The 22,643-nt window shown below is 69.8% G+C and carries 21 protein-coding genes; 13 read left to right on the forward strand and 8 right to left on the reverse strand.

The window, feature by feature from the left end:
• Nucleotides 1–2 precede the first annotated feature (2 nt).
• From H9Y04_RS36330 to H9Y04_RS36385, 12 genes are all read left to right on the forward strand, one after another.
• Nucleotides 3–425, forward strand: a complete 423-nt coding sequence (locus H9Y04_RS36330) for a TadE/TadG family type IV pilus assembly protein (RefSeq protein WP_187818458.1) — start codon at nucleotides 3–5, stop codon at nucleotides 423–425.
• A complete protein-coding gene (locus H9Y04_RS36335) occupies nucleotides 422–865 on the forward strand; it encodes a pilus assembly protein TadG-related protein (protein ID WP_187818459.1) in 444 nt (147 codons plus the stop codon). Before H9Y04_RS36330 ends, H9Y04_RS36335 begins: the two co-directional genes overlap by 4 nt.
• Complete coding sequence (locus H9Y04_RS36340) at nucleotides 865–3,558, forward strand: AfsR/SARP family transcriptional regulator (protein ID WP_187818460.1); 2,694 nt, start codon at nucleotides 865–867, stop codon at nucleotides 3,556–3,558. Before H9Y04_RS36335 ends, H9Y04_RS36340 begins: the two co-directional genes overlap by 1 nt.
• A 676-nt stretch (nucleotides 3,559–4,234) precedes the next feature.
• Complete coding sequence (locus H9Y04_RS36345) at nucleotides 4,235–4,525, forward strand: hypothetical protein (protein ID WP_187818461.1); 291 nt, start codon at nucleotides 4,235–4,237, stop codon at nucleotides 4,523–4,525.
• Nucleotides 4,526–4,722: 197 nt separating this feature from the next.
• Nucleotides 4,723–5,880, forward strand: a complete 1,158-nt coding sequence (locus tag H9Y04_RS36350) for an AAA family ATPase (protein WP_187818462.1) — start codon at nucleotides 4,723–4,725, stop codon at nucleotides 5,878–5,880.
• Between the two features lie 92 nt (nucleotides 5,881–5,972).
• Nucleotides 5,973–7,823 (forward strand): vWA domain-containing protein, encoded by a 1,851-nt coding sequence (locus tag H9Y04_RS36355; RefSeq protein WP_438818200.1) that lies wholly within the window; start codon nucleotides 5,973–5,975, stop codon nucleotides 7,821–7,823.
• A gap of 27 nt (nucleotides 7,824–7,850) precedes the next feature.
• Entirely contained in the window at nucleotides 7,851–8,231 is a 381-nt protein-coding gene (locus H9Y04_RS36360) for a hypothetical protein (RefSeq protein ID WP_187818463.1), read from the forward strand.
• 65 nt (nucleotides 8,232–8,296) lie between these two features.
• The gene (locus H9Y04_RS36365; protein ID WP_187818464.1) at nucleotides 8,297–8,773 is read left to right on the forward strand and encodes a hypothetical protein; all 477 of its coding nucleotides are present in this window, start codon (nucleotides 8,297–8,299) and stop codon (nucleotides 8,771–8,773) included.
• A gap of 212 nt (nucleotides 8,774–8,985) precedes the next feature.
• The gene (locus H9Y04_RS36370; RefSeq protein WP_187818465.1) at nucleotides 8,986–9,387 is read left to right on the forward strand and encodes a hypothetical protein; all 402 of its coding nucleotides are present in this window, start codon (nucleotides 8,986–8,988) and stop codon (nucleotides 9,385–9,387) included.
• 205 nt (nucleotides 9,388–9,592) lie between these two features.
• Nucleotides 9,593–9,793, forward strand: coding sequence for a hypothetical protein (locus H9Y04_RS36375; protein WP_187818466.1), 201 nt, complete (start codon nucleotides 9,593–9,595; stop codon nucleotides 9,791–9,793).
• Complete coding sequence (locus tag H9Y04_RS36380) at nucleotides 9,790–10,191, forward strand: hypothetical protein (protein ID WP_187818467.1); 402 nt, start codon at nucleotides 9,790–9,792, stop codon at nucleotides 10,189–10,191. Before H9Y04_RS36375 ends, H9Y04_RS36380 begins: the two co-directional genes overlap by 4 nt.
• A gap of 157 nt (nucleotides 10,192–10,348) precedes the next feature.
• Nucleotides 10,349–10,696 (forward strand): hypothetical protein, encoded by a 348-nt coding sequence (locus H9Y04_RS36385; protein ID WP_187818468.1) that lies wholly within the window; start codon nucleotides 10,349–10,351, stop codon nucleotides 10,694–10,696.
• A 182-nt stretch (nucleotides 10,697–10,878) separates the two neighbouring features.
• Here H9Y04_RS36385 and H9Y04_RS36390 read toward each other — a convergent pair whose 3' ends face one another.
• Nucleotides 10,879–11,742 (reverse strand): GIY-YIG nuclease family protein, encoded by an 864-nt coding sequence (locus H9Y04_RS36390; RefSeq protein ID WP_187818469.1) that lies wholly within the window; start codon nucleotides 11,740–11,742, stop codon nucleotides 10,879–10,881.
• Between the two features lie 409 nt (nucleotides 11,743–12,151).
• Between H9Y04_RS36390 and H9Y04_RS36395 the strand changes: the two genes are divergently transcribed.
• A complete protein-coding gene (locus tag H9Y04_RS36395) occupies nucleotides 12,152–13,417 on the forward strand; it encodes a hypothetical protein (protein ID WP_187818470.1) in 1,266 nt (421 codons plus the stop codon).
• 138 nt (nucleotides 13,418–13,555) lie between these two features.
• Here the strand turns inward: H9Y04_RS36395 and H9Y04_RS36400 are convergent, their stop codons facing one another.
• The 7 genes from H9Y04_RS36400 to H9Y04_RS36430 all read right to left on the reverse strand — a co-directional run bounded on the left by H9Y04_RS36400 (nucleotide 13,556) and on the right by H9Y04_RS36430 (nucleotide 22,639).
• Nucleotides 13,556–14,290 (reverse strand): hypothetical protein, encoded by a 735-nt coding sequence (locus tag H9Y04_RS36400; protein WP_187818471.1) that lies wholly within the window; start codon nucleotides 14,288–14,290, stop codon nucleotides 13,556–13,558.
• Nucleotides 14,291–14,619: 329 nt separating this feature from the next.
• Nucleotides 14,620–15,537, reverse strand: coding sequence for an extensin (locus H9Y04_RS36405; RefSeq protein ID WP_187818472.1), 918 nt, complete (start codon nucleotides 15,535–15,537; stop codon nucleotides 14,620–14,622).
• The gene (locus H9Y04_RS36410) at nucleotides 15,534–16,496 is read right to left on the reverse strand and encodes a C40 family peptidase (protein WP_308801595.1); all 963 of its coding nucleotides are present in this window, start codon (nucleotides 16,494–16,496) and stop codon (nucleotides 15,534–15,536) included. Before H9Y04_RS36410 ends, H9Y04_RS36405 begins: the two co-directional genes overlap by 4 nt.
• Nucleotides 16,497–16,499: 3 nt before the next feature.
• Entirely contained in the window at nucleotides 16,500–17,486 is a 987-nt protein-coding gene (locus H9Y04_RS36415; RefSeq protein WP_187818473.1) for a replication-relaxation family protein, read from the reverse strand.
• A gap of 16 nt (nucleotides 17,487–17,502) precedes the next feature.
• Nucleotides 17,503–19,902 carry a type IV secretion system DNA-binding domain-containing protein gene (locus tag H9Y04_RS36420; RefSeq protein WP_187818474.1) on the reverse strand — a complete coding sequence of 800 codons (2,400 nt, stop codon included), beginning with the start codon at nucleotides 19,900–19,902 and terminating at the stop codon, nucleotides 17,503–17,505.
• Entirely contained in the window at nucleotides 19,899–21,734 is a 1,836-nt protein-coding gene (locus H9Y04_RS36425; protein ID WP_187818475.1) for a VirB4 family type IV secretion system protein, read from the reverse strand. The genes H9Y04_RS36420 and H9Y04_RS36425 overlap by 4 nt, the downstream gene beginning before the upstream one ends.
• Nucleotides 21,734–22,639, reverse strand: coding sequence for a PrgI family protein (locus H9Y04_RS36430; RefSeq protein ID WP_187818476.1), 906 nt, complete (start codon nucleotides 22,637–22,639; stop codon nucleotides 21,734–21,736). The genes H9Y04_RS36425 and H9Y04_RS36430 overlap by 1 nt, the downstream gene beginning before the upstream one ends.
• Nucleotides 22,640–22,643: the final 4 nt, after the last annotated feature.

Genomic DNA, 22,643 nt, shown 5'->3' on the forward strand with positions numbered 1-22,643 from the left:
GAATGCGCGTACGTCGCCGGGCTGGGGCCAGGTCGGACCGGGGGTCTGCGTCCACCGAACTCGTCCTCATTACACCGTTGTTGATCCTTCTCCTGCTGGTCGCCGTGGACCTTGGGAAACTGGCTGGGGCCCGGCTGGACGCTGACGAGGCCGCCCATCAGGCCGCCCGCGCAGCCTCCCTCACTCGTGCCGCGGCCGATGGTCAGGCGCAGGCCCAGACGGCCGCCGTCGCGAGCCTGAACGGTGCCGGATCGTCCTGCCGCCAACCCGAGATCACCGCCAGCACCGATGGGTTCCAGCCCGGCGGAAGCGTGACCGTCACGGTTTCCTGCCATGTGGACCTGGACACCCCTGGGCTGCCCGACCAGACGCTCACCGCCAAGGCCGCCTCCGTGGTGGATCTGTATAGAGGAGTACGCGAATGAGCAGGCGGTCGAGACCGGAGTGGGACGACGCTGGACAGGTCAGCGCGATGGTGGTGGTCATGGTGGCGGGATTGTTCCTGTTCGCTGGGCTGGTCCTCGACGGTGGGCTCGCCCTGGCCGGCAAGGTGAGGGCTGCCGACACCGCGCAGGAGGCGGCCCGTGCTGCCTGCCAGGCAGTCGACCTCGAATACCTGCGCAGCACTCAGGAGTTGCGCCTGGACGAGCCACGCGCCCGTGCGGCGGCGCAGGCCCGCGTGAGTGCAGCCGGGGACAGCGGAACGGTGCACATCACGGCCGATACGGCGACCGTCGAGGTCACTCACCGTCAGCCCATGCAGATCCTGTCTCTCATCGGCATCAGCACGCTGACCACGCGCGCTCAGGCAAGCGCCCATATCGAACGCGGCACCACCACACCTTGGGACGAGGGAGCGCTGTGATGACCTCAAAGCCTTCCACTGCGCTCAATTCGGCTGTACGGCGGCTGGGTTGCGCTCTGCGTCTGGCGGTCAGCGCGGCAGCGCTCTCGGCTGCGGTGGCCGGCATTCCGTACGCCCTCTTCCTCAGCGTGGGCTCGCCTTGGCCGGACCGGGTCACCTCTGTGGATGACCTGCTCGACCGGCTCAGCCAGCCGGTCAGCGACCCGTTCGTCCTCACTCTGGTCGCGCTCGTCGCGTGGGTGTGCTGGGCGTACTTCATGGCCGTCCTGGCACGGGAGACGCTCTGGGTGCTGCGGAGCCTGCCGCAGTTGCTGCGCGATGCCGGTGCGGTGCGGCGGCATACTGCGAGCCTGCCCGCGCACCGGGCGGCAGCCGCGGTTCTCGTTGCCACCCTGCTTCTGGCCTTGATCGGCCTGTGGCGGCCGTACACCGCCGACGCCGATGAAAGCGATCACCGGCTGCCGGCCCTGCGGCAGGTCGTGGCGGCAGCGCCTGTACACGCATCCCCGGTGCCCCCGCAGACGACGACATCGAGGTCGACGAAGGCGTACGTCACCTACACCGTTGCCCCCGGAGACACTCTTTGGGACATCGCCGCGGCGCACCTCGGCGACCCCCTGCAATGGCCGAAGATCTACGAACTCAGCTGCGCCATCAGGCAGTCCGACGGCTCCCTGCTGTCCGACCCGGATCTGATCATGCCGGGCTGGGAGCTACGCCTGCCGCTCTCGAAGGACGCTTCTGACACCCGTCGACCCGCACCGCCCAGCCAGGACTCACCTAAGCCCAGCAGTCCACCCGCACTGACGGCGCCGCCGACTGCTGAAGCGACACCACCCGCCGACCACGAGCCCTCGCAGAAGGAACAGACGGAGGAACCTGGCCAGTCGTCCGCGCGGCGGCCCGTGGCCATTGGCGTTGGCCCCGCTTCGACGATCGGCATCACCGCGGCCGCGGGCATCACCGCGGCGATCGTCCTCGCCCGCCGACACGCCTCCCGCCGTCACGAAGCAGACCTCACCGCACCGCTACCGGAGCCGAAGCGGGACTTGGGAAGCGCGGCGGACCGCGCACACCGCGCCGTGCTCGCCTCGCGCACGACCCGACACGACACTGACGCGCACCTGCCGCGACGCCCGGTGCCTGCTACACCACGTGAGCCCGGAGCGGTCACCGTCGCCGAACTACGCGGCTGCGAACTGGACATGGACGCCTTGGCCCTGCCGGGCGGAGTCCATCTCGTCGGACCCGGTGCGTGCGACGTCGCACGGGCCATCGCACTCGCCGTCGGCGCCGCGGCGCAACGCCTCAGGCCCGCGCCACACGCGGTGCGGCTCATCACTCCGGCCCCGACCTTGGACCGACTACTGCCCGGCGCGGGAGGCGAATTCCCGAAGGCTTGGACCGTCACCGACACCCCGCTTGCCGCACTCGAGACCGCCGAGCACTTCCTCTTGGAACACGCACGGCACCAGCAAGAACGACTGACCGCACACGCAGAGGGGCAGGGCGATCCGGACAACGTCCCGGCGATGGCGGTGCTGCTCCTCGACCGTGCTGACCCGGACCTCAAGCCGCGCTTGGCCGCACTCGCCGCTCAAGCTAGGTCAGGCCGCCTCGCCGTCCTCACCCTCGATGCCGCCCCCGCCCAGCACGCCTTGCACATTGACGTGGGCGGCGCGGTCGATACCGGCCCCGACTCCCTCGCCGACGCGACCCTCTTCACCCTCGCGCCAGAGCCGGCCATCGAACTTCTCACCACTCTGCGTGCAGCCCATGGCAAGCATCCGACGGCGAGTGCGGCACGGAAGACGCATGCCACTGACGTGGCGCATAGCACTCGGACCGACGCCCCAATTCCGACGCCACCTTCTCCGGAATCCGATCCGGCGGGCCCCGCATCGAGAAAGGAATCCGCCACCTCGAATGGAAAGCACCCAGTGCACATCAAGCTCTTCGGCAGATTCACCCTCACCGTGCACGGCAAAGAATGCGCACTCGCGGACGCACGGAAAGAAGAAACTCGCGAATACCTCTCTCTTCTCGGAGCTTACCCCAGCGGACTGAACGCCGAAGAAATCGCCGACAAAATGAACCTTGCCGGCAACCCAGAAGAGACGAAAGCGAAGGTCGCCAATCTGCGACGTTCGGCACGCCGTCTCCTGCGCACCGCCACCGGCACCCACACCCCCTCGTTCGTCATTCTCAGCGGCGAACGCCAGCGGCTGGACCCCCAGCTTGTCGCCACCGACCTGGCCGCCTTCACCGACGCCGTCCGTGAGGCGGCCTCGACCACCACTCCCTACGCCCACGCTGACGCCCTCCGACAGATCGTCGAGACCTACGACGGTCAACTGTGCGACGGCTCCGACTACATGTGGCTCGACGACCTGCGCCCTTCCCTCCACCGACGTGCTGTCGATGCTCTCGTGCTCCTCGCCGACCACATGGCTCAGCACTCCACTGATCCCGAGCCCGCGCTCGCCCTGCTCAATCAGGCCGCCGACTTTGACCCCACCAACGAACGCGTCTACCAGCGGATCGTCCGGCTACAACGCGATGTCGGCCGCGATGACGCCGCTCACCGCACGCTGGCGTTGCTCAGCCACCGCCTCGCTGACATCGATGCTGAGCCCGAACCCGCCACAACAGCTCTGCTGTACGGTGCGGTCCGCCCGGCGGCAAGCAGATAGCGATGTCCCGAGGGTCGTCCTGACGGGCGTCCATCCACGGGGTTCGAATCGGGCGTCCTGCTTGTATAGGAGCACCCCAGTCCCTCTATATGCCCAGCTCACGGCCCGGTCTGCCACGGCGGACCGGGCCAGCCTGCATATCGGTGCATGCAGCTATCCCGATCTGCACGTGAACGCCCGGACCCCTCGCTGCCTTACGTGTCCCGCTGCCAGCAGTGCCTACTGGCTCTCTGATCGAGACTTCCTTTCCATACCCCGTACTTCACAGCCGGCGGCCTGCTACACCCGTGCCGACCGCTCCGTGGAACGGCGGGCGCCCGGCGTCAGCCGTAGGTGCCCGCCGTGCCGGGCCGCCGTGCCGGGCCGCCGTGCCGGGCCTTTCGCGTAAATGCTCGAATACGGTTCCGGCGGCGGGTGCGGCGGGGCTTGGATTCGGTCGTACCCGCGTGACGGAAACTCAGAACCGGTCGCCCGTCCGGGAATTCGGCCGTAAATGCGTCGTGGATTTCGAGATATTCCAGCATTATCAAGCCGGAAAGGCGCTTCACGCCGCCCCGCCCGCGAGCTATATTTAAATTGTTCCCGAAAAGCGGGGGCGGAAATTCGGAAAAGTGTCCGGCCGGTGAAATTCTAAACCGGGCGCGGGAATAGGGGAAAGGTGATTGCGGTGTGGGGTGTGGACGGTCAGACGAAGAACGCGATCGAGCTCCGGCAATCTGACGCGCTGAACTGGATCGAGTTCGAAACGGTGTGTCTGAGCGAGTGGGAAGAGCTCGGCTTCGGTGAACTCGGCGACCCGGTGAAGATCGCCGGAATGCTGATGACGGTCGAGAACGGCCACACCATGAGCCGCGCCTACACCCGGGTGTGGGTGCGGGTGACCGCCCCCACCACCGGGAAGACGGTGGAGATCATCTCGACGCTGGGTTCACACCGCACGGTCACGCTGACCGACGTCTGTAGCTGACCCCGACCGCAACACCCCAGCGCCGCCCGGCGCGTGACGTAATACCCGTCGGGCGGCAGAACATCACAGACTTTCGCCGCCGTGCGTGAGTACCTCCGCCGGCACCCCCATGCCTGATTCCCGGCCGTCTCCGGCTGCGTGGTATGGCGCAAAACACTCCCGGATTCTCCTTAAGAGTTGAGTAGAAGGGCTCCGTCATGCCTACGCCGACCCCGAACGCCCTAGCGGGCACGTCCAGCAAGGCCCGCCCTGGTGAGCTGCGCGCGAGGGTCGCTATGTGGCTCGCGGCCAACCCGACCGGCACGTACTCGGTGACCGAACTGTCCCGCCAGTTGGGGCATTCGGGCGGGGCGGTCGGCAACGCCTGCGAGACCCTCGTCGCCCGGGGCGAGGCAGAACGGATGAGTAACAAGCCCCGCTTGTACCGGGCCACGGCCACCACGGCCGCAGCAGCGGCGGGTTGTCCCGGACCGCCTTCCGCAGCACCGCCATCGCCCAATCTCGTACCGCCCAAACGGGTCGTCCCACCGCCCGGGGCGTCGCCCGGCGCGGCAGGGAAGCCACAGCCGATCGTGCGACCGAACGGCCAGGCGTACCACCCGCGCGCACTGGCGAACCTGCCCGATGTGGAGGCGCTGCGGAAGCTGCGTGCGGCGAACGTCCCCGTGTTGCTGTACGGGCCGCCAGGCACAGGCAAGACCTCCCTGATCGAGGCCGCCTTCGACGATCTGATCACGGTGGCCGGGGACGGTGACACCACGGTCGGGGACTTGATCGGTGAGTACACCCAGGATCCCGGCGGCGGTTACACCTTCGTCTACGGGCCGCTGATCACGGCGATGCAGGACGGCCGGGCCCTGCTCCTCGATGACGCAACGCTGATCTCCCCGAAGGTGCTGGCTGCCCTGTATCCGGCGATGGACGGCCGCCGCCAGATCCAGGTCAAAGCGCACAAGGGCGAGACGATCACCGCCGCCGACGGGTTCTACGTAATCGCCGGACACAACCCCGGCGTCCACGGAGCTGTGCTCACCGAGGCGCTCGCCTCCCGGTTCAGCGTGCAGATCCAGGTCGGCTCCGACTACGACCTCGCCACCGCCTTGAGCATCGACAAGACGGCCGTACGGATCGCCCGGAACCTGGCCGCCCGGGTGGAGACCGGGGAGCTGGGCTGGGCGCCACAACTGCGCGAACTGATCGCCTTCCAAAAGATTTTGACGGTTCTCGGGGCCGAGGCGGCCTTCGCCAATCTGGTCGGCATCGCGCCGCTGGAAGACCGGGACCTGGTCGCGGAGATCGTCACCAAGGCCGTCGGCCGCCCCATCACCCACCTCACCCTCGGACGCCAACTCTGACGGTTGCCCTGCCCGGCGGGCTGTGCCAGCCCCGGCCCGCCGCCCTCCGCCTGGCCCGCGCCTGACCTCGTACGGAAAGGGACGTGATCTCCGTGACCACCCACGCGCACGTATCGCACACTCCGCCACCCGCGCTGTCCGCCGATGACCTCGCCGCACTCCGGTGGGAGGACGACGGCGGCCCGGTTCACGCCCCGCACCCGAGCCGCACCGCTGACCAGTGGCCGCGCGTCTCAGCCGAACTGGGCGGGCGGTTGCCCGAGTTGGCGGGACGGGAAGACGTGATCGTCACCTGCGCGCCGGGCACCCGCTCGGGGGCCCCGGCGGCCTTCTTCCCCGCCTTGGCCATGCTGGAGATCGACGCCGACCTGTTCGCCCCGCACCCTGCGGCCAGCATCCGCCCCGCCAAGCCCGGGGACGAGGAGCGCTACCCGGCGGCCTGGGGCGCCTTCGTCCATGAAGCGGCCCATGCGGCGCATTCCCGGTGGCGCATCGAGGACAAGTTGCGCGGCACCACGTTGGACGACGCGGCCCAGCTGCTGGAGGAATCGCGGGCAGAGGCCGCGCATCTCGCCCGCCGCCCGGACGACCGCCGCTACCTCAGGGCCTGCGTCACCACGGTGGTCCTACCCGATTTCACCTCCCGGACTTTGAACACCCGATGGGACGCAGCTACGGCGGCCGGACTGCTGCTGGCGCGACGGGACGCGGGGATCCTCGACGCGGACGAAGTAGACCCCCTCGAACAGCAGGCCGTCGCCCTCCTCGGTGCCGATGTGCTGGCCGACCTGGCTGCAATCTGGAAGGCCGCGCACGCTACGGCTGACACCGACGCGGTCGGCATGACCGCCCACGCCCGTGCCTGGTGTCAGGTCCTCGGCGCGGAGGCCAACCAGCCCCCGCCCCGCCCCGGTAGCGGCGGTGGTGACGGTGAACCGCAGGGCGGTGGGGGTTCTTTGGCCGAGGCGGTGCGACGCACCGTCGGCAACATTGCCGAGCGGGAGGAGGCGGAGGCCGCCGTGCGTTCCGCACGAGAGCGACGGGCGGCCCAGAAGCAGGCCGAGGCGGCCCGCACGAAGGCGGCCGCCCAGGCGGCGAAGGAGATCTTCACCCCCGGAGCAGGCCCCTACACCCCGCGCCGCAGTGCGACGCCGCCTGCCCGCAAGGGCCGTAGGCAACCGCCCATCGCGCGCGGCCCGGTGGCCCGGACCCGAGCACCACACCCAGCGGAGAAGGCAGCGGCCGGGCAGCTCGCCCGCGCCCTGCGACAGGCCGCCTACCGTGAACGCGCCGTACTCCAGAGCCAGTCGGCTGTCCCGCCGGGCCGGTTGAACATGCGCGGCGCACTGGCTCGGGACGCGCAGAGGGCGGCTGGAGCCACCCCCACCGCCCTGCCCTTCACCCGCACCACCAGGCGCCAGACCTCGACCCCGCCCCTGCGCGTCGGGATCGCCGTAGACGTGTCCGGCTCCATGGGCACTGCTACCGCACCGATGGCCTCGGCCGCCTGGATCCTCGCTAAGGCGACCGCGCTCACCGACCCCGACTCACGCTCCGCGACCATCGCCTACGACCACCACCTGACCGCGATCACCCACCCGGGCAAGGCCCCCGACCGGGTCACCGAGTTCGACGCTGACGGCATGGGCCACAGCCTCGACATCGCCATCGACGCCCTGGACGCCGCCCTCGACCTCGCCACCCCTGGCGCTGGCCGACTCCTGGTGATCGCCTCCGACGGCTACTACTCCCCAGGCGAAGCCGCCCGAGCTGCCGACCGCGCCCGCTGCCTGCACAACGCCGGATGCGCACTGCTGTGGCTCGCCTTCGACCCCGACCCCTGCCCGCTCCCGCCCGCCACCGCCCTGGTCCTCACCGACCCCGCCAGCGCGATCGCGGCGATCGGCCGCGCCGCGACCACCGCCTTGACCACCACCCGCTAACCCGGCCTCACGCGAAAGGACCCACCCGTGAACACCACCGACGCCACCACGCCCGAGTACGCCCCCGAGCTGTGGCTGGGCAGCCGCCTGGCCCGAGACTTCACCGGATCACCCGACCCACTCGACTCCTTGGACGCCGCCCACCGCCACGGCGGCCCGCTCGCGAAATTCGCCCAGCTGATCATCCTGACCGTGCGCGAACTGGACACCCTGGACGCAGACACCGAAGCGCTGCGCGTCCAGCTCGCACACCGCGCCGCCCACGGCTCCCGCTACAGCGACGGCCCCTTCCGCGACGCCCGCGCCGTACACGAGCTCGCCGCCGAACTCGCCGACCACTGCGCCCGCCGCACCTGGACCGCCACCCAGCTGCGGCGGCTGCTCGCCGCCTTCACCCGCACGACCTGAAACCCCACTCAGGGCCGTTCCGGCACCTCGGGGCGGCCCCTCCACACAGACAAGGACTCCATGCCATGACCAGCCTCGCCGAACGCGCCCACGCCGCCGCCGTGTTCATCAACCGCACCCGTGCCGCACATCCGCACGGCCCCTACCGAGGCGAGGAGCACGCCCGGACCGCGCTCCGCCTCGCGGCCGCCCTCGGCTTGCCGATCGACCAGATCACCACCGACATGGACTGGCGCCGCCGCCGTACCCAAGCGGGCGAGCCGGTTCTGGCCACCGCAACGTGCCCCGACACCGGGCAGAAATACGTGTTCCTCGCCCGCCACCCTCTTTACGAGGACGACGCCTTCGAACTGCTCGGCCCGTGCCCGCAATGCGCGGCACCGGTACCGGTCGCGTGGGTGCGTCACCTTGGTGACCTGGGCGACTTCCTCGCCCGCCCTCCACTCACGGACACGGACATCAACCGCCCTGGCGGAGTCCCGGAGACCTTCGCCGACGACTCAGGGCACGCCAGCGCTTGTGCGTACGGCGACCCGTGTTGACCAGCCCGCAACGACTCGGGGCCGCCGCACCGGGGGCGGCCCCGGCACCCTCTCGCAACCCGCTGAACCGACCCTCGACGGGAGTCCTCCTCGTGAACGCCATCGGCCTCACAGAACACCGCACCCGCGTCCGCGCAGTCCTCGATCACTGCCACATCGTCCTGGACAACGCCCAAACCCAAACCGACTGCGTCCAAGTCCCATCAATTGAGGTGCTGTTACTCACTGCGACGCGGCACAGCCGTGTACTCGACGGCGACGCTCCCCTTCCGCCGCACCTCGTCGCACTGCTCGCCACGGAGGCCGCGTGGCACCTGGTCGCTACAGCCGGGTATACGGTCAGCGGCCTGACCGACCCCAACCTCGCCGCATACCTGGCCCGGCTCGACGAGCAACCGCTCGCCGTCAAGACGGAGCTGCTGCGTACCGCCGCCCGCCGCCTCGCGCCCGCGACCACTGACCGCGCTGAACGACGCGTGCGGGCCGTCGCCACGACCGGGGCGCCGTCGCGGCCCGGCGGACGCCGCGCCGTAGATACGTGCTCCTGCGCGTGTACGAGCGGCGGGTTCTGCGGGGGATGCGGCCATGCCGGATGCGGCGGTGGGAGGCGGTGAACACCCCCTACGGCCCCGACCGGCGCCACCCCGTCCCCGTGCCCCACCTGAGCCCGGAACGGCCGCTGTCGGGCGACGTCGCGCCGGATGACGATCTCGAACCGGAAACCGATGGCGAGCTATTCGGAGACGTCGCCGACCCCACACCGGAACCGTCCGGTTGTGCGCGAGCATGTGCACGACGTGCATCTTCCGGCGTGGCGCGATGGATCTCCAGCCGGGGCGGGTGGCAGCCATGGTCGCCGAAGCCTCCGCCGCAGAGGGCCACGTGATTTGCCACTCCACGCTGGGCACGGCCGAACCGGCGATCTGCCGAGGCTACGCGGACGGCCCGGACCGGCACCGCAGCCTCGCCCTTCGCCTCGCTCGTGCGCTCGGCACCCTCAAGGAGGTGGACCCGCCGTGAACAAGCCCGAGGCCGGACCGGGCACCCGCCTGCTGGCCGAGTACCTGCACACCACCGATCCTCGAAGCCTCCTGGGCCGGCGACACCCCGCAGGAGAGCCAGGCTTCCGGCTGGCACGAGCACTGGTGCAGACCGCCGCCGAACTCGACACGGCCTACGCCCACGCCCAAAGCCTCGGACGCCAGCTGCGCAGGCAATGCGACCAGACCTCGGGCACCACGCAACTGGCCCACCGTTCAACCGAACCGACCCATATCGCGCGCGACTTGGAAGCTGTTCTCGCCCACTGCGAGTTGATCGACACGGCGCTTGTCCGGCTGCTCGCGGCCTATCTCGATCTGGTCATTCCCGTGGTCCCGGCGGGCGGCGATGCGACCGTGCGCGAGGCGACTGGATGACACCATCACGCGGCTCAGGTCACTCGATGCGCTGAATCAGCCCGGCAAATGATCTTTTCGCGCAAGGCCGGGCATTCCACCCGGTGGGTGCCGTCCGAGCGCCCGCCCACTGCCGGGCACCGGCCCCTATCAAGGGCACAGGAAAGGAGGCGGGCCCATGACCCGTCGCGTACACATCGCACTGTCCATGGCAACAATGATCGGGCTGTGCGCACTGCCCTCGGCCGCGCACGCCGACACCGGGGCCCTCGCAACGCCCGCGGCAGCACGGGCCGTTCGTGCGGCGACCTGCACGGTCGTCGTGGATGCGGCCGTGGTGCGGGCCAAGCCCCGCACCACCTCCACCGCACTGGCCATCGCGCACCTTGGCGATCGGTGCCGGGTGCACGGTCGCACCGACGGCCGATGGATCAAGGGCACCTTCCACGACCTCGACGTCACCGGGTACGTCCGCGCTGACCTGGTCAGCCTCGGCCGCGAAGATCTCCAGGACACTGGCGAATAGCACCTGCGCGCGGGCTTTGACGGCGACCGGAGCCTCGGCGACACGGTCTGGAAGAAGGTGCGAGGACCCGTTGAAGTGGACCGTCCCCGAGCAGTAGCTGGGCGGCCGCCGACGCCGCCCTTGCGCCTTGGCGGACTGCCGACGGCCATGACTCGGATACCTTGTCCGAGCAGCCGGGTGGCTCAGGGGGCATCCGCAGGTGGCGCCGGCTCCACGATGTCGAACTGGTGGGCGCGCACGCTGCCGAAGCGGCGGACACCGGAGGCCTGCAGCGGACCGAAGTCGTCGGAAGTGAGGAGGCGTCCACGCAGATGGGCCGCGTTGATGGTCTTCGTCGACGCGGGCACGCGGCACAGGCCTCCGCTCTCGTGCTCGGCCTTCGCCCAAGCTGACCTGGGCACCCGCACCGAGCCCCAGACCCAGCGTCGGCTCATCGGGCCGGTGACGCCGATGATGAGTTGGGGAGGCGCGCCTTGGCCGTCTTGCCAGGCCTTGACGTGCTGGTGAATCTGCCACCACCCGACGATGCGCTCGTAGACTACTGCGTCGGGCAGGTGCAGGCGGGGCATTGCGCCGGGGCGTTGGTCGAACTCGTTCTCGAAGTCGGTGGTGCTGATCAGGACCATCAGTGCACCGCCGAGTTCCGCGATGTCGTCGCGCGTGAGCGGTGGCTTGTACGCGGACTTGGCGAGCGTGGAGGGCAGGCCGAGCGGGGCGAAGTGGCCACGGCCGTGTACCCCGTTGAAGATTCCCGAGCCGTTGCGTGCCGCCGGGTCGCTCCAGAATGTGGAGATCAATGCGCCCTCAACCGCGTACGCCTCCTTCTCGCTCGCGCAGGGGAAGTGCTCCACGAGTGGCGCCACACGCCGCTTGCGCAAGCGCTCGATCCAGGCGGCGAGTTCGGGATTGTGGGATTCGTCGAGATGCTTCTCGACACGGTTCCGTACGCCCTTGCCTATGTAGCGGACCTCGCGGGTCTCCGGGTCTCGGTAGATGTAGACGTAGTACTCCGCGCTGACGGCTTCGCTGGCCTCGGTGATCGTCATGGCGGCAGCGTACGGAGGCGAAGTGTGGCTGACGAGAGGGCGCGGCCAACCCTCCCTTCGCCGAGTGGTGGCCCTGACACTCGGGTCGGGCTATCTCACGCAGGTGAGCAACTGCCGTCACACCAAGTCGAATTGGAGAGACGGCGGTTCCCGGCCATGGTCTGGGGCGGGTGAGGAATCTGGGGTTGCTGTGCTGCTACCGTCCGCTTCCGTTGTGTTGATCCGGGCGGGGCCGACATCGGTGCGGCCACTGGTTCCTGCCCGCGAGACGGGGGTGCGCATGCGCAGGTTGAGACGAGGGCTGGCTGTAGCGGCGGCGGTGGGACTACTCGCTGCCTGCAGTTCCAGCTCCGACGGCAAGTCAGGCTCCCAGCAGGGCAATGGCCCCCTCCAACGGGACGAGCGCCCGTTGGCCAAGCTGGAGTTGCCAGCCACGTACGACGCAGAGCGGGGATGGGATCAGGAGCTCGCCTGGGTTCCGGAACACGCCGGTTCGTTTCCGATCACGACCGCTCCGCGCGCCGACGTGGTGGCCTACCTGCTGGCGTCCTCCGGCGGTTACACCGTGCAGGCCCGGGAAGCCGGCACGGGGCGGGTGCGCTTCACCTCCAAGCTGTGGAACCCACCGCCCCAGATGGACGGCGCCGAAGGCGATCCGAGCATGGGTGAGCCTGCCGAAATCCCCGATGTGATCACGGTGGAGCAGGACGGCCGCGAGTACATCGTCGCCTACTCGCACGGCATGAAGGGCGAGGACGAACTGCACGATGGCAAGGAAGTCGTCCAACTCGCCTTCTACGAGGTGCAGGGCAAGGGAGACCAGGTCGAGCCGGTACGCGAGGTCTCTGTTCCAGTCAGTCCCGGGGACGACAGCCTGAGGGTCCGCGACGGCGGCGCCGGCCTACTGATCACCTGGGGCCAGGGGATGACCAACACCACCTTCGGCACGCGGGTCGACATGGCCTCCGGAAAGGTCACCCCGTACGGATCCGCCGACGACATCCTGTCGCCCTGTGCTGACAGAGCCTGCTACGGAAGCCGGGTCGCCGCGCTGTCTCCGGGCGGGCCTGTGGTGGCGATGAACGGCGGCGGGTTCGGCGTGGAGGGCAACTGGCTGAGCAGAGACGTCGTTCCGCAAGGCGCACCGGCTCGGTGGGGGTTCGTCGGGGGATGGAACGGTGCCGTGCGCGGCGCGGCCTCGGGTCATCTGGTCGCGTCCTGGCAGACCGGGGCCAACCGGGACGACGCGCCGATCTGGACCCTGCACGACACCGGCACCGGGAAAGTCATGGCGAGCGTCGCATGTCTGGACCCGAATACGTCCAGCGCGGACGACCGCATCCCCTCTCTCACCGTTTCGGCCAACAACCGCTACGTTGGGGCCGGTTCCGTCGTCTTCGACCGGGAGAAGAAGACGGGCACGTGCCTGTCCGGAGACGGCGACCGCAAGGCCGTCATCATCGGAACCATCGACAACGACGGAATGGCTTACGGCGCGGTGGCCGCGGAAGCGGGCAGCGAAGGCGTCGCAGTCCAAGTGCCCTTGAACAGTGCACAGCCGAAGGCTCTCGCCACGGGAACGAAGCTGCCCCTGCGCGCCCTGAAGACGACCGGGCTGTTCGTGGACCGCAATACGGACGACATTCCGGTGCTGTCGCTACGCGTGCGGCGCTGACCTACCCGAACCGGCCGCCGAGCGTGGCCACGCGGGTGTGGGCGGGGTGGTGCCCGATAGGTGCGTGGGGTGTCACGGCAGAGCGCTTGTGGGTGAGGCCCAGAAACCAGCCACACCCACAAGCGCTTCCGGATCCTCCTAGATCGTCTGGGACTTGACCCACCGGTAGGTGCGCGGACACTCAGTCACCTGTTCAGCGCCGCCTTCGGAAGCGATCTTCGTCAGCGCGTTCGCCACGGCGCCCGATGACTTCCCCAGTACCCGGCCGATACGGGTGGCCGTGAAGGCCTCCTCCGGGTTCGCCTCCAGATAGTCGATGACCATCTGCCGCAGGGCGCCAGGGGCGAGGCGCTGCTTGGCCTCCAGTGAGATATGGGGCACGGGGGGTTCGTTCGTGTCCAGGCTGCATGCTTCGGACTCGGTGACTTCGGCGTCGGGGGCGTCCTCAGGGGCAGCGGCGGGTTGGGCGGCCGCTTCGGGCTCGGTGTCCGTGGTGGAGGTGGCCTGCATGGTGGTCGGCTCGGAGGGGTCATCGCCCGTGGCCGACGGCTCTTCCGCTGCCTGGTGCGGTTCCGGGCTCACTCGGTGCCCGTCCGCGGGCGCGATCTGCCAGCGGTCGGGGACCCTGCGGGCGCCTTCGTGACCGCCGGGGGTGCGCTGGGCGAGGCCGTGCTTTTCGAGGAGGGCGACGGCGTTGCCGACGGTGGAGCGGCCGAGTCCGGTGGCGAGGGCGAGTTCGGCGGTGGTGGCCGGTGCGGTCAGGGCCGCGAGTTCGGTGTAGACGGCGGCGGGGGCGCCGGTGAGGCCGGTCAGCGGTTGGGGCTGGGGTACGGCTTGGAGCGTGCAGGGTTCGGTGGTCGGGTTCTTGGACATGGTGGGGTACCTCGGTCCTGGTGGTGATGGGTGGGTGAGGTCCCCGGCCGGGGTGCGGTCTGCGGAGAGCGGGCCGCGGTTCCGGTGGGCCGCGTGCGCTGCGCGGAGTTCGCCCGCCGGTCCGCCGATGGGACTTCGGAAATCGTGAAACCCGTCTGGCGGACCACCATGGACCCTCTGATCGCCGGTGAAGTCAAGCGGCTCGTTCGCGCTGGTGGAGAGCGTGACGGTGAGCGTTGTGGAGGCCGAGGCCGCACGTGAACTCGCCCTCCGGGCAGCGCTGTTAGAGACGGCCAGATCGTCGACCGATCGGTGAGCGCGATCGATGGTCACGAATCGGATCGCGCAGTGCCGATGGACGGATCTGGGCCGATGGTGAGTGCGCTTTGGTGGTGGGCGGTGAGCTGGTTGTGGATCCGGCGGGCGCGGGACGGGCCGATGTGGAGTTCGGAGCGCAGCCGCCAACGGCTGGCCGGGCCGCGCCCAGCGGCCCGTGCGTCGGCGTCGACGGCCAGGGCGCGCAGCCACAGATCGCCGTCTGCCGGGCTGTCGTCCGGCGGCGGGCCGACGGACCCGGCGGGCGGGGTGCGGGGCGCGACGGCGGGGATGCCAGCCGACGACGCTACCCCGGTCGGTGTCGGGTGAACGGTGGGCGCTGGCGTGCGGGGCTCTCTTGGGGTGTGGGAGTCACGCCGCATGGAGGGTGCGGTGTCGACGTCGATCTGGTCTGGCCGATCGGTGCCGGCCGTGCAGTGAGCGGCGGTCGGAGAAGACGGGGCGGGAGGAGGGTCGGCTTCATCCGTGCGGCGCAGGATGTCGGATACGACTCTGCGGTAGGCGGCGATCGTCTCGGTGAGGAGGATCAGCAGAACGGTCGGGGCGGCGTGCAGCAGTACGGCGGCCGGATCGGCGTTGATCGGCCAGCCGATCTGTCCGGTCGGCCAGATCGATTCCCAGGTGTTCATCAAGGTGGCGGCGCCGCCGGTGAACCAGCGCAGCGTGGCCGACCAGCGCGGTGGCCTGAGCCCCCAGGAAGCGAGGCGCGAGTCTGCCAGCAGTACAGCGGCCAGGGCCAGACTGAGCATCGGGTCCAGGAGCACCGCGATGCCGAGCGGAATGCCACGTGAGTGGGCGAAGAGGGTGATGTTTACGGCGGTGAAGACGAGGGCCAGGACAGCGACCGCGCACAGTGTACGAGTCAGTACCCGCAGCAGCGCCTGCGCTTCGGAGGGGGTCGGCGCGCTCATTGTCCGTCCTGCACATTCGTGCGCACAGGGGTGGCGGCGGGCCTGGACGAGCCTTGGTAGTCCGTCCGGGACGACAGGTCGATCGCGCTTTCCCTGACGCGTGCTCCCGGTCGGGGTGCGTCGATCATGCGGCCGCCGCCCGCGTAGATACCGACGTGAGTGATGTTGTGCGGGCTGCTGCCGAAGAACAGCAAGTCGCCTACAGCCAGCGGTGATTGGCGGAGCAGGCGTGGCCCGTGGTCGTACTGCGCCTGGGCGACACGGGGAATGCTGACTCCGGCGGCGCGGTAGGCGGCCTGAGTCAGGCCCGAGCAGTCGAAACCACCCTCGGACGGTCCGTCGCCGCCCCATACGTACGGGGTGCCAATCTGGGCGCGGGCGAAGGCAACTGCTCGGGCAGCAGCGACGGTTGGGGCTGGAGAGGCGGCTGCGTAGACGGATGCCTGCTTGAGGACCTTCCGAACGTACCAGTCGGCGTGATTATAGTGCCAAATGGCCCTTTTGAGGTTCTTGCCGTTCTTGGCGCCATTAGAGCAGAGGAGTCGGGCGGCGGCATAGACCGCGTCTACCGGGTCCCACGGCGTCGGCGGACGCTTTCCCCCAGGTGGAACGGGGTACGCGTACGCCCGAAATGTGGTCGGCAGAAACTGCATCGGCCCCACTGCTCCTGCCGACGAGCGCATCGTGGGGTGGCGTGCATGGTCGGTTTCGACCTTGCCGATGGCCGCGAGGATCGTCCAGGACAGGCCGGGGCATTCGGGGGCGGCGCGCTGGTAGAGCGCGAGGTAGTAGGCCGGAATGTCGGCAAGCGCGGTCTTGCTGGGGGCAGCGGCCGCACCGGCAGTGGTGCCTGAGGGCAGGAAGCTGCTCACGGTCGCGGCGACGACGAGGGCGGCGAGGAGCGGCAGGGCGAGGACGATGCACCCCACAGCCCCCACCGTCTTGGCGAGCGCGCCCACCGTCTACTCCTCGCCGCTCGGGGGCCGGGGCGGCGTGGGACGCCAAGGCAAGGAGTCGGGGCGGCCGGTAACCGGTAGAGAAGCGGTGTCGGATGCGAGCGCGGGGGTGAGCCGGGGCCAATGCGCGGCGAGTTGAGGCAGGTCGAGGCGGGCGGCGGGCGCCCCGCCGAGGGGAAGCCATACGGGACCGGTGGGATCGCCGAGGTCGGTGTTGCTGGTGGCGATGGGGAGGTCGAGGCGGGCGGCGGTGCTGGCCAGGCGCCGGCGAAGGGCCGTTTCACGACGGCTGCCGTGGGTGTGGATGAGTAGTGGGGTGTAGGTGGCCGTGGTGGCGTTGAGGGAGGCGTAGCCGGGGAGTTTGCCCTCTACGCGGGCGAGGTTGTAGGAGCCGGTGTCGTATTCCAGGAAGAACGGCAGGCCGCTGGTGCTGTCGGTCGAGGTGGTGTGGGCGTAGGCGTCGGGGTGGATCCAGTCGCCCCACAGGCGGTTGGCCGAGCGTTCCGAAAGCCATGTGGTGAGGCGGACGGTAGTGGCGAGGTGGACGAGGAGGGCGTTGACGCCGAGGGTGTGCTCGAGAGTGGGAGAGAAGGCGATACGGGAGCAGGTGTCCTTGCGCCAGCCGGTGGCCGCCAGGTCGACGCCGGCACGTGCGGCGAGGACTTCGGCTCCGGCGCGGCCGAGGGTGTAGTGCTCGGCGGCGGTGCCGCGCTGGCGCAGGGGGCGGAAGGAGTCGAGGACGCCCATGAAGTACAGCTGGCGCAGGCGGCGGTTGGCGGTGCGCTGGCCGGGGAACGCGAGGGCGGTGATGTGGTGGGTGGTGAGCACCTTGTGCTCGTGGAGCATCTCGGCCAGCCAGACGTCGCGGCCGGTGAGCCGGGAGGAGAGGTAGGCGAGGTCGGTGCGCGTCCGTGACGGCTGGGCAGGGCGGCGCCTGCGGGTGGCGGTGCGTGGGAGGTAGCCGGGGTTCGGGTGCGGGCTGTCGGTGGTCATGCTGTAACTCCTGCGACTAGAGCGGGATATGGGTTGCGCAAGTGGCGGAGCCGCCGACCCGGCGTGCGGCGGCCGCGCGCAGTTCGCTGGAGCGCCCAGGGGAAGGTGGCGGCAGTGGTCGGGTGGTGAGAGTGAAGGCGGCCTGCTCGGCGCCGCCGTGAAGGAGGTGGGCGGCGGCCTGGAAGGGGCCGAGGTGGGAGAGGTCGTGCGCGCCGAGGAGAGGCAGGGTGTGGCGCTCCAGCTGGGCCGCGTCTTCGGGGGAAGCGTTGAAGAAGACCTTGTTGCGGGCGTTGGCGGAGATCCCTTCGCGCAGGTCGCGGGGAAGCTGGGCGAGGTTCTGGTGGGCGAGGGTCATGGCGAGGCGGTAGCCGCGGGCCTCGGCGAGCATGTCCTCCAGCGGGTAGGGCAAGTTGAGGAAGTTGTGGGTCTCGTCGACGTACAGCGAGGCGTCGATCCGCTGGTGTTCGGGAGTGCGGGCGCGAGCGGCGGTGGCCTGCCAGGTCTTGGCGACGATGAACGAGCCGAGCAGCCGGCAGGTCTCCTCGCCGAGCGCCCCCTTGGGGAGGCGGGCCAGGAGGATGCCGCCGTCGAGGACATCGGTGAGGTGGAAGGTCGATTCGCCGGAGGCGATGGTCTGGCGGGCGAAGGCGCGCAGCAGGAAGGCGCGGAGCTTGTTCATGACGGGGCCGATGACGGCGGCTCGCATGGGCTCCGACATCGACTCGTACCAGGTCCAAAAGCCGCGTAGGACGGGGTCCTTGATGGTGGGGATGATCCGGAGCCGATAGGCGCTCTCGCCCAGCAGGCGTGGGATGTCGGCGAGCGTGACGAGGCGGTGGGTGGTCTGGGCGTGGCGCAGCAGGGTCAGGCAGGCTGCGCGCATGATGTCGTCGGTGCGCGGCCCCCAGAACGCGGCGAAGATGCGGCGGAAGATGCCGGTGATGTTGTCGACGACGACGTCGATGTCGCTGCCGTCCAGGACGTTCAGACACGGTGGGGTGTGGGGATCGTCGGGGTCGATGACGACCAGACGGTCGGCGCACGAGGCGGGCAGCCGGTGCAGGAGGTCGGTGACCAGGTCGCCCTTGGGGTCGATGACGACGGCGCCGCGACCAGCTCGGACGTCGTCGAGGACGAGGTGCGCGATGAGGGTGGACTTGCCCGAGCCGGTGGCTCCGGTGAGGTGCGTGTGCTGGCGGGCGTCAGTAACGGCCAGTCCGACGGCGCGGGGGGTGCCGGTGTCGGCGTGACCGAGTGGTTTCACGCCGGGGCCGGGGGCGGGCACCGTCGGGGGTGGTGCGACGGCGCGGGCTCCGGCGCGGACCAGTCCGGGGGCGTCCGGATCGACGGGCAAGTGGGCCAGTGCGGCAAGTTCGGGCACCGACAGCAGGTCACCGCGGCGCGGGAAGTACCGGTCGGCGAGCACCGGGTGCGGTCTCGTAAGACGGTGACGAGTGAGCCAGTTGCGGCCGGCGAACAACGAGAAGGCGGAGGCGATGGCGTGCGCCCGGCCCCGCAGTCGGTCCGTGGTCTTGCTCGGCTCAGTGACTTTCACCCCCTGGGTGACGGCGTAGCCGATTGCCACCTCCCATTGGGGACCGAGGAGTTTGCCGGCGCTGTCGCGTACCTCCACGCCGTGTGAGGGGTCGGTGGTGGCGGCCGAGGTGCGCTGTGGGGCGTGCGCGAACAGCCGGAACAGGGAGGAGATCCGGGGCGCTGTGTGACCAGCCTTCAGCCGACGCGCGCTGCGCCTGGCCCGGCGCAACCGGGCTCCGGTGGCGGGCCGGGCCAACACTTGAACCAGCGCGTGTTCCTGCTCGTTCATGGCGGTGGCGGCCTGCAGCAGGGCGCGCAGCGGGTCTTCCGGGTGGTCGGTGCGCAGCGGAAGGTTCTCCGGGCGGGCCAGGCGCAGCGCCCCTGCCGTGCAGGCATGCCCGGCGGGCAGGGGCGCGGTGGCGTCGGTGAGGGTGGTGTGGGCGCCGGGCCAGGCGGCCTCGACCGCGCGGCGGACCAGGGAGGTGGGGATGGTGCCGGGCAGCCACAGGCGGATCGTCAACCCGGCGCGGGACCATGCGTATTCGAAGCCGAGGTGCGGCTGGCCATGCAGCAGGCGCTGATGCCAAGGCCGCAGCAGACCGGACAGCTGGGCCCACAACACCTCCCCGCCTTTGGCCGGCACGGTCGGTGGCGCCTGGATCGTCACCAGCCGGGAGCCGGCCGCGAACGCAGCGCGCCTGCGGCGCAGCACGGCGGTACGCAGGCAGAGCGCGACGGCAATCGACACAGTGGTGGCGGGGATGAGCCACGGCCAGGACGTGGCGAGAAATCTGCCCGCCGTCTGCAGGACCGAGGGCACAAAACCCGCCGGATCGATCAGGAAGTCGCCGAGGATACCGGCCCCGTGGAGCGGGCTCACAGCTCCAGTCCCGTCAGATCCGGCAGCCCGTACGGATCGCCGGGTTCTTCCGCCGACGCCCGCTCGGCATCCGCGGCCAGTTCCACCGGGTCTGTGGTGATCAAGGAATGTTCCGCTTCGGACGCCAGCGGGCTGAAAGAGATCTTGGTCCGGCCCGCGAGCAGCAGGGCGCACCCTCTTGGGGCGGCGAGCAGATGGTGGCGTTCGCCGCGGGAGAGGTGGAAGGCGGCCGCGATCTGGTCAATGGCCTGCGGGGCCTGCCGCATCAGGAGCTGGGTGGCGGCGTTGGAGACGATCGCCCGGCCGAGCTCGGAGGCGAGGACGTCATCGGCGTCCTGAGTGACCATGGCGAGACCGGCCCAGTACTTGCGGGCGGCCTTGGCCATCTGGAACAGGAATCGAGCCGCATACGGGTCGCGCATCAGCCGCCATGCCTCGTCCACCACGACCAGTCGCCGACGCCGCGTACCAGAGGCGACGCGCCGCCAGGTCGCATCCAGCGCGAGCAGCATGCCCGCGGATTTCAACTCCTCAGGGATCTCGCGCAGTGAGAAGACCACCAGGTGACCCGTGGGCCGGGTGGTAGTAGGGCCGGAGAAGAGCCGCTGATGCGAGCCGTTCACGTACGGGTCAAGGCGCGCGGCCAGTTCACTCGCCGTGTCTTCGCCCAGGGCGGTGAGCTGAGCGTGGAGGTCGGCGAGCAACGGTGCGGGACGGCTGTGGGTGGTGGGGTCGGTGGTGATGCCGGCGGCGCGGTAGGTGGCGAGGATCGCCCGGTCGAGCACCGACCGTTCCCCCGGGGCGAGTTCGGTGCCGAGCAGCACGCTCAGGAAGGTGTGCAGGAACAGCACCCGCCGTGTCAGAGCGTCCTGTCCGCCCTCGGTTCCTGTACGCGCGGGCAGGTCGAAGGGGTTGAGACGTACGGACGGGTCGCCGAGGCGCAGGACTGTGCCGCCGACCGACTCGGCGAGCTTGAGGTATTCGTCCTCAGGGTCGATGACCATGACCTCGGTGCCGGTGAACAGCTGCCGCAGCGCCTCAAGTTTGGTGAGGTACGACTTGCCGGCGCCGGAACGGGCCAGCAGCACCGAGTTGTAGTTGTCCTGCGCGAAGCGGTCCCATAGCACCAGCGATCCGCTGGCCGTGTTGAGTCCGAGCAACACCCCGCCCGGCTCCATCACCGTCTCGGAGGGCAGGTCGGGAGAGGCGAACGGAAAGCAGGCGGCGAGAGCTTCGGTGTCGAACGTGCGCCGTACCTTCAGCGTGTCCAGGCCGAGCGGCAGCGTGGCGAGCCAGCCCGGCAACGCCCGGTAGGTAGCCGGGGCGGTGGAGATCAGGAGGGATTCGGCGATCGAGCGGACGGAAGCGACTTCATCGGCCAAGTGCTCGGCGTCTAGCCCGTATACGGTCATGTACAGGCCGAGGCGGAAGAGCTTCCCCTCACCGCGCGCGATCCGGTACGCAAGCTCGGCCGCGTCCTGCGCGGCGGCCTCGGTGTCCGGGTCGTCGAGCCGACCCCGGTCCATGCCGGAGCGGCGGGTGGATTCCAGGCGGGCCCGCTGCTTCTTCAGCTGACTCGCGGCTTGCGCGCTGGGCACCGGGTCGATGTGCAGGGCCACGTCCAGGCGGCCTGGGTAGGTGAGCAGGGGGTCCAGCCAGCCTGGGACGACCTCGGACGGGTAGCCGGTCACCACCAAGGTGGCGGCAAGATAGGCGCCGACCGCCACCGTTCGGGAGTGGACTTCGAGACCGTCGGGGCCGAGCGCGGACAACACCTCGCGAGCATCGACGGCCGTCTCGGAGGCGTGTTCACGGCGCAGGAATCGGAACATCACACACCACCAGTCGCGGATACGGATTCGGGGTCGGCGGCCAGCCGCAGCATCCGGACACACGCATCGGTGTCCAGGGCAGTGACGGTGATCTCTGCTGCCTCCAGAGCACGGCCCGCCTCAGCCAGCCGGTGCCCGGCCCGCGCCCCCTGGGCCGGGGAGGCTTCGCGGGCGATGAGGAGGACCTGCCGGGTCAAGAGATCACGTTCGGCGGCGAGGGAGTCGAGGAAGGCGGCGTGCGCGAGTGCCGCTTGCTCCAGTGCCGGGTGCGGCAACGTCGGCGCGGTTTCGGTGAGTTCATCGACCAGAACGTCGGGGTTGAGGCGGTGAGCACGCACCAGGAGCTGGGTGGGGCCGGTGAGCGAGTTGAGCCAGCGGGCGAACGCCTCCGTCAGGGCCTGCTGTTCGCCGCCGGTCCGTAGATGGAAATTGAGCGTGCCGCACACCGCGAGCGCCGCGCGACCCTCGCTGCCGAGGTCGAGGACGCCGTCCTCGCCAACGGCGCGGCACGGCAGCCGCAGCGCTGATGGTGGCCGGCCGGAGCGTACTCGCCACGCGGCGGGCACGAGGTCCGCGAGGGGCGGAACACCTTCCGGGGCCGGAACTTGCCGCTTGGGAGAGCGGTGGAAACGGACAGCGGCGAGCAGCAGGCGGTCCAGGCCGATGCCGTCGCGCCGCCCCACCGCGATCACCGTCATCACTAACCCCACCGGCGTGACCAACGCCACATACGCCAAGGGCGGCATGAACGGACGGACGGCGTGGAAGCCGCCGTACAGCAGTAGCGCAGTGGCAGCGAGGATCACCGTCTGGCGGGCGGTCAGCGGCCCGAGAACCTGATCACTCTTCGAAACGTCGGCGGGAATCTTGGCAGGCAGGACGGTCTCGTCATCGGGCTCAGACATGAGC

It is taken from the genome of Streptomyces polyasparticus (assembly GCF_014493765.1).
GTDB classification, from domain to species: domain Bacteria; phylum Actinomycetota; class Actinomycetes; order Streptomycetales; family Streptomycetaceae; genus Streptomyces; species Streptomyces polyasparticus.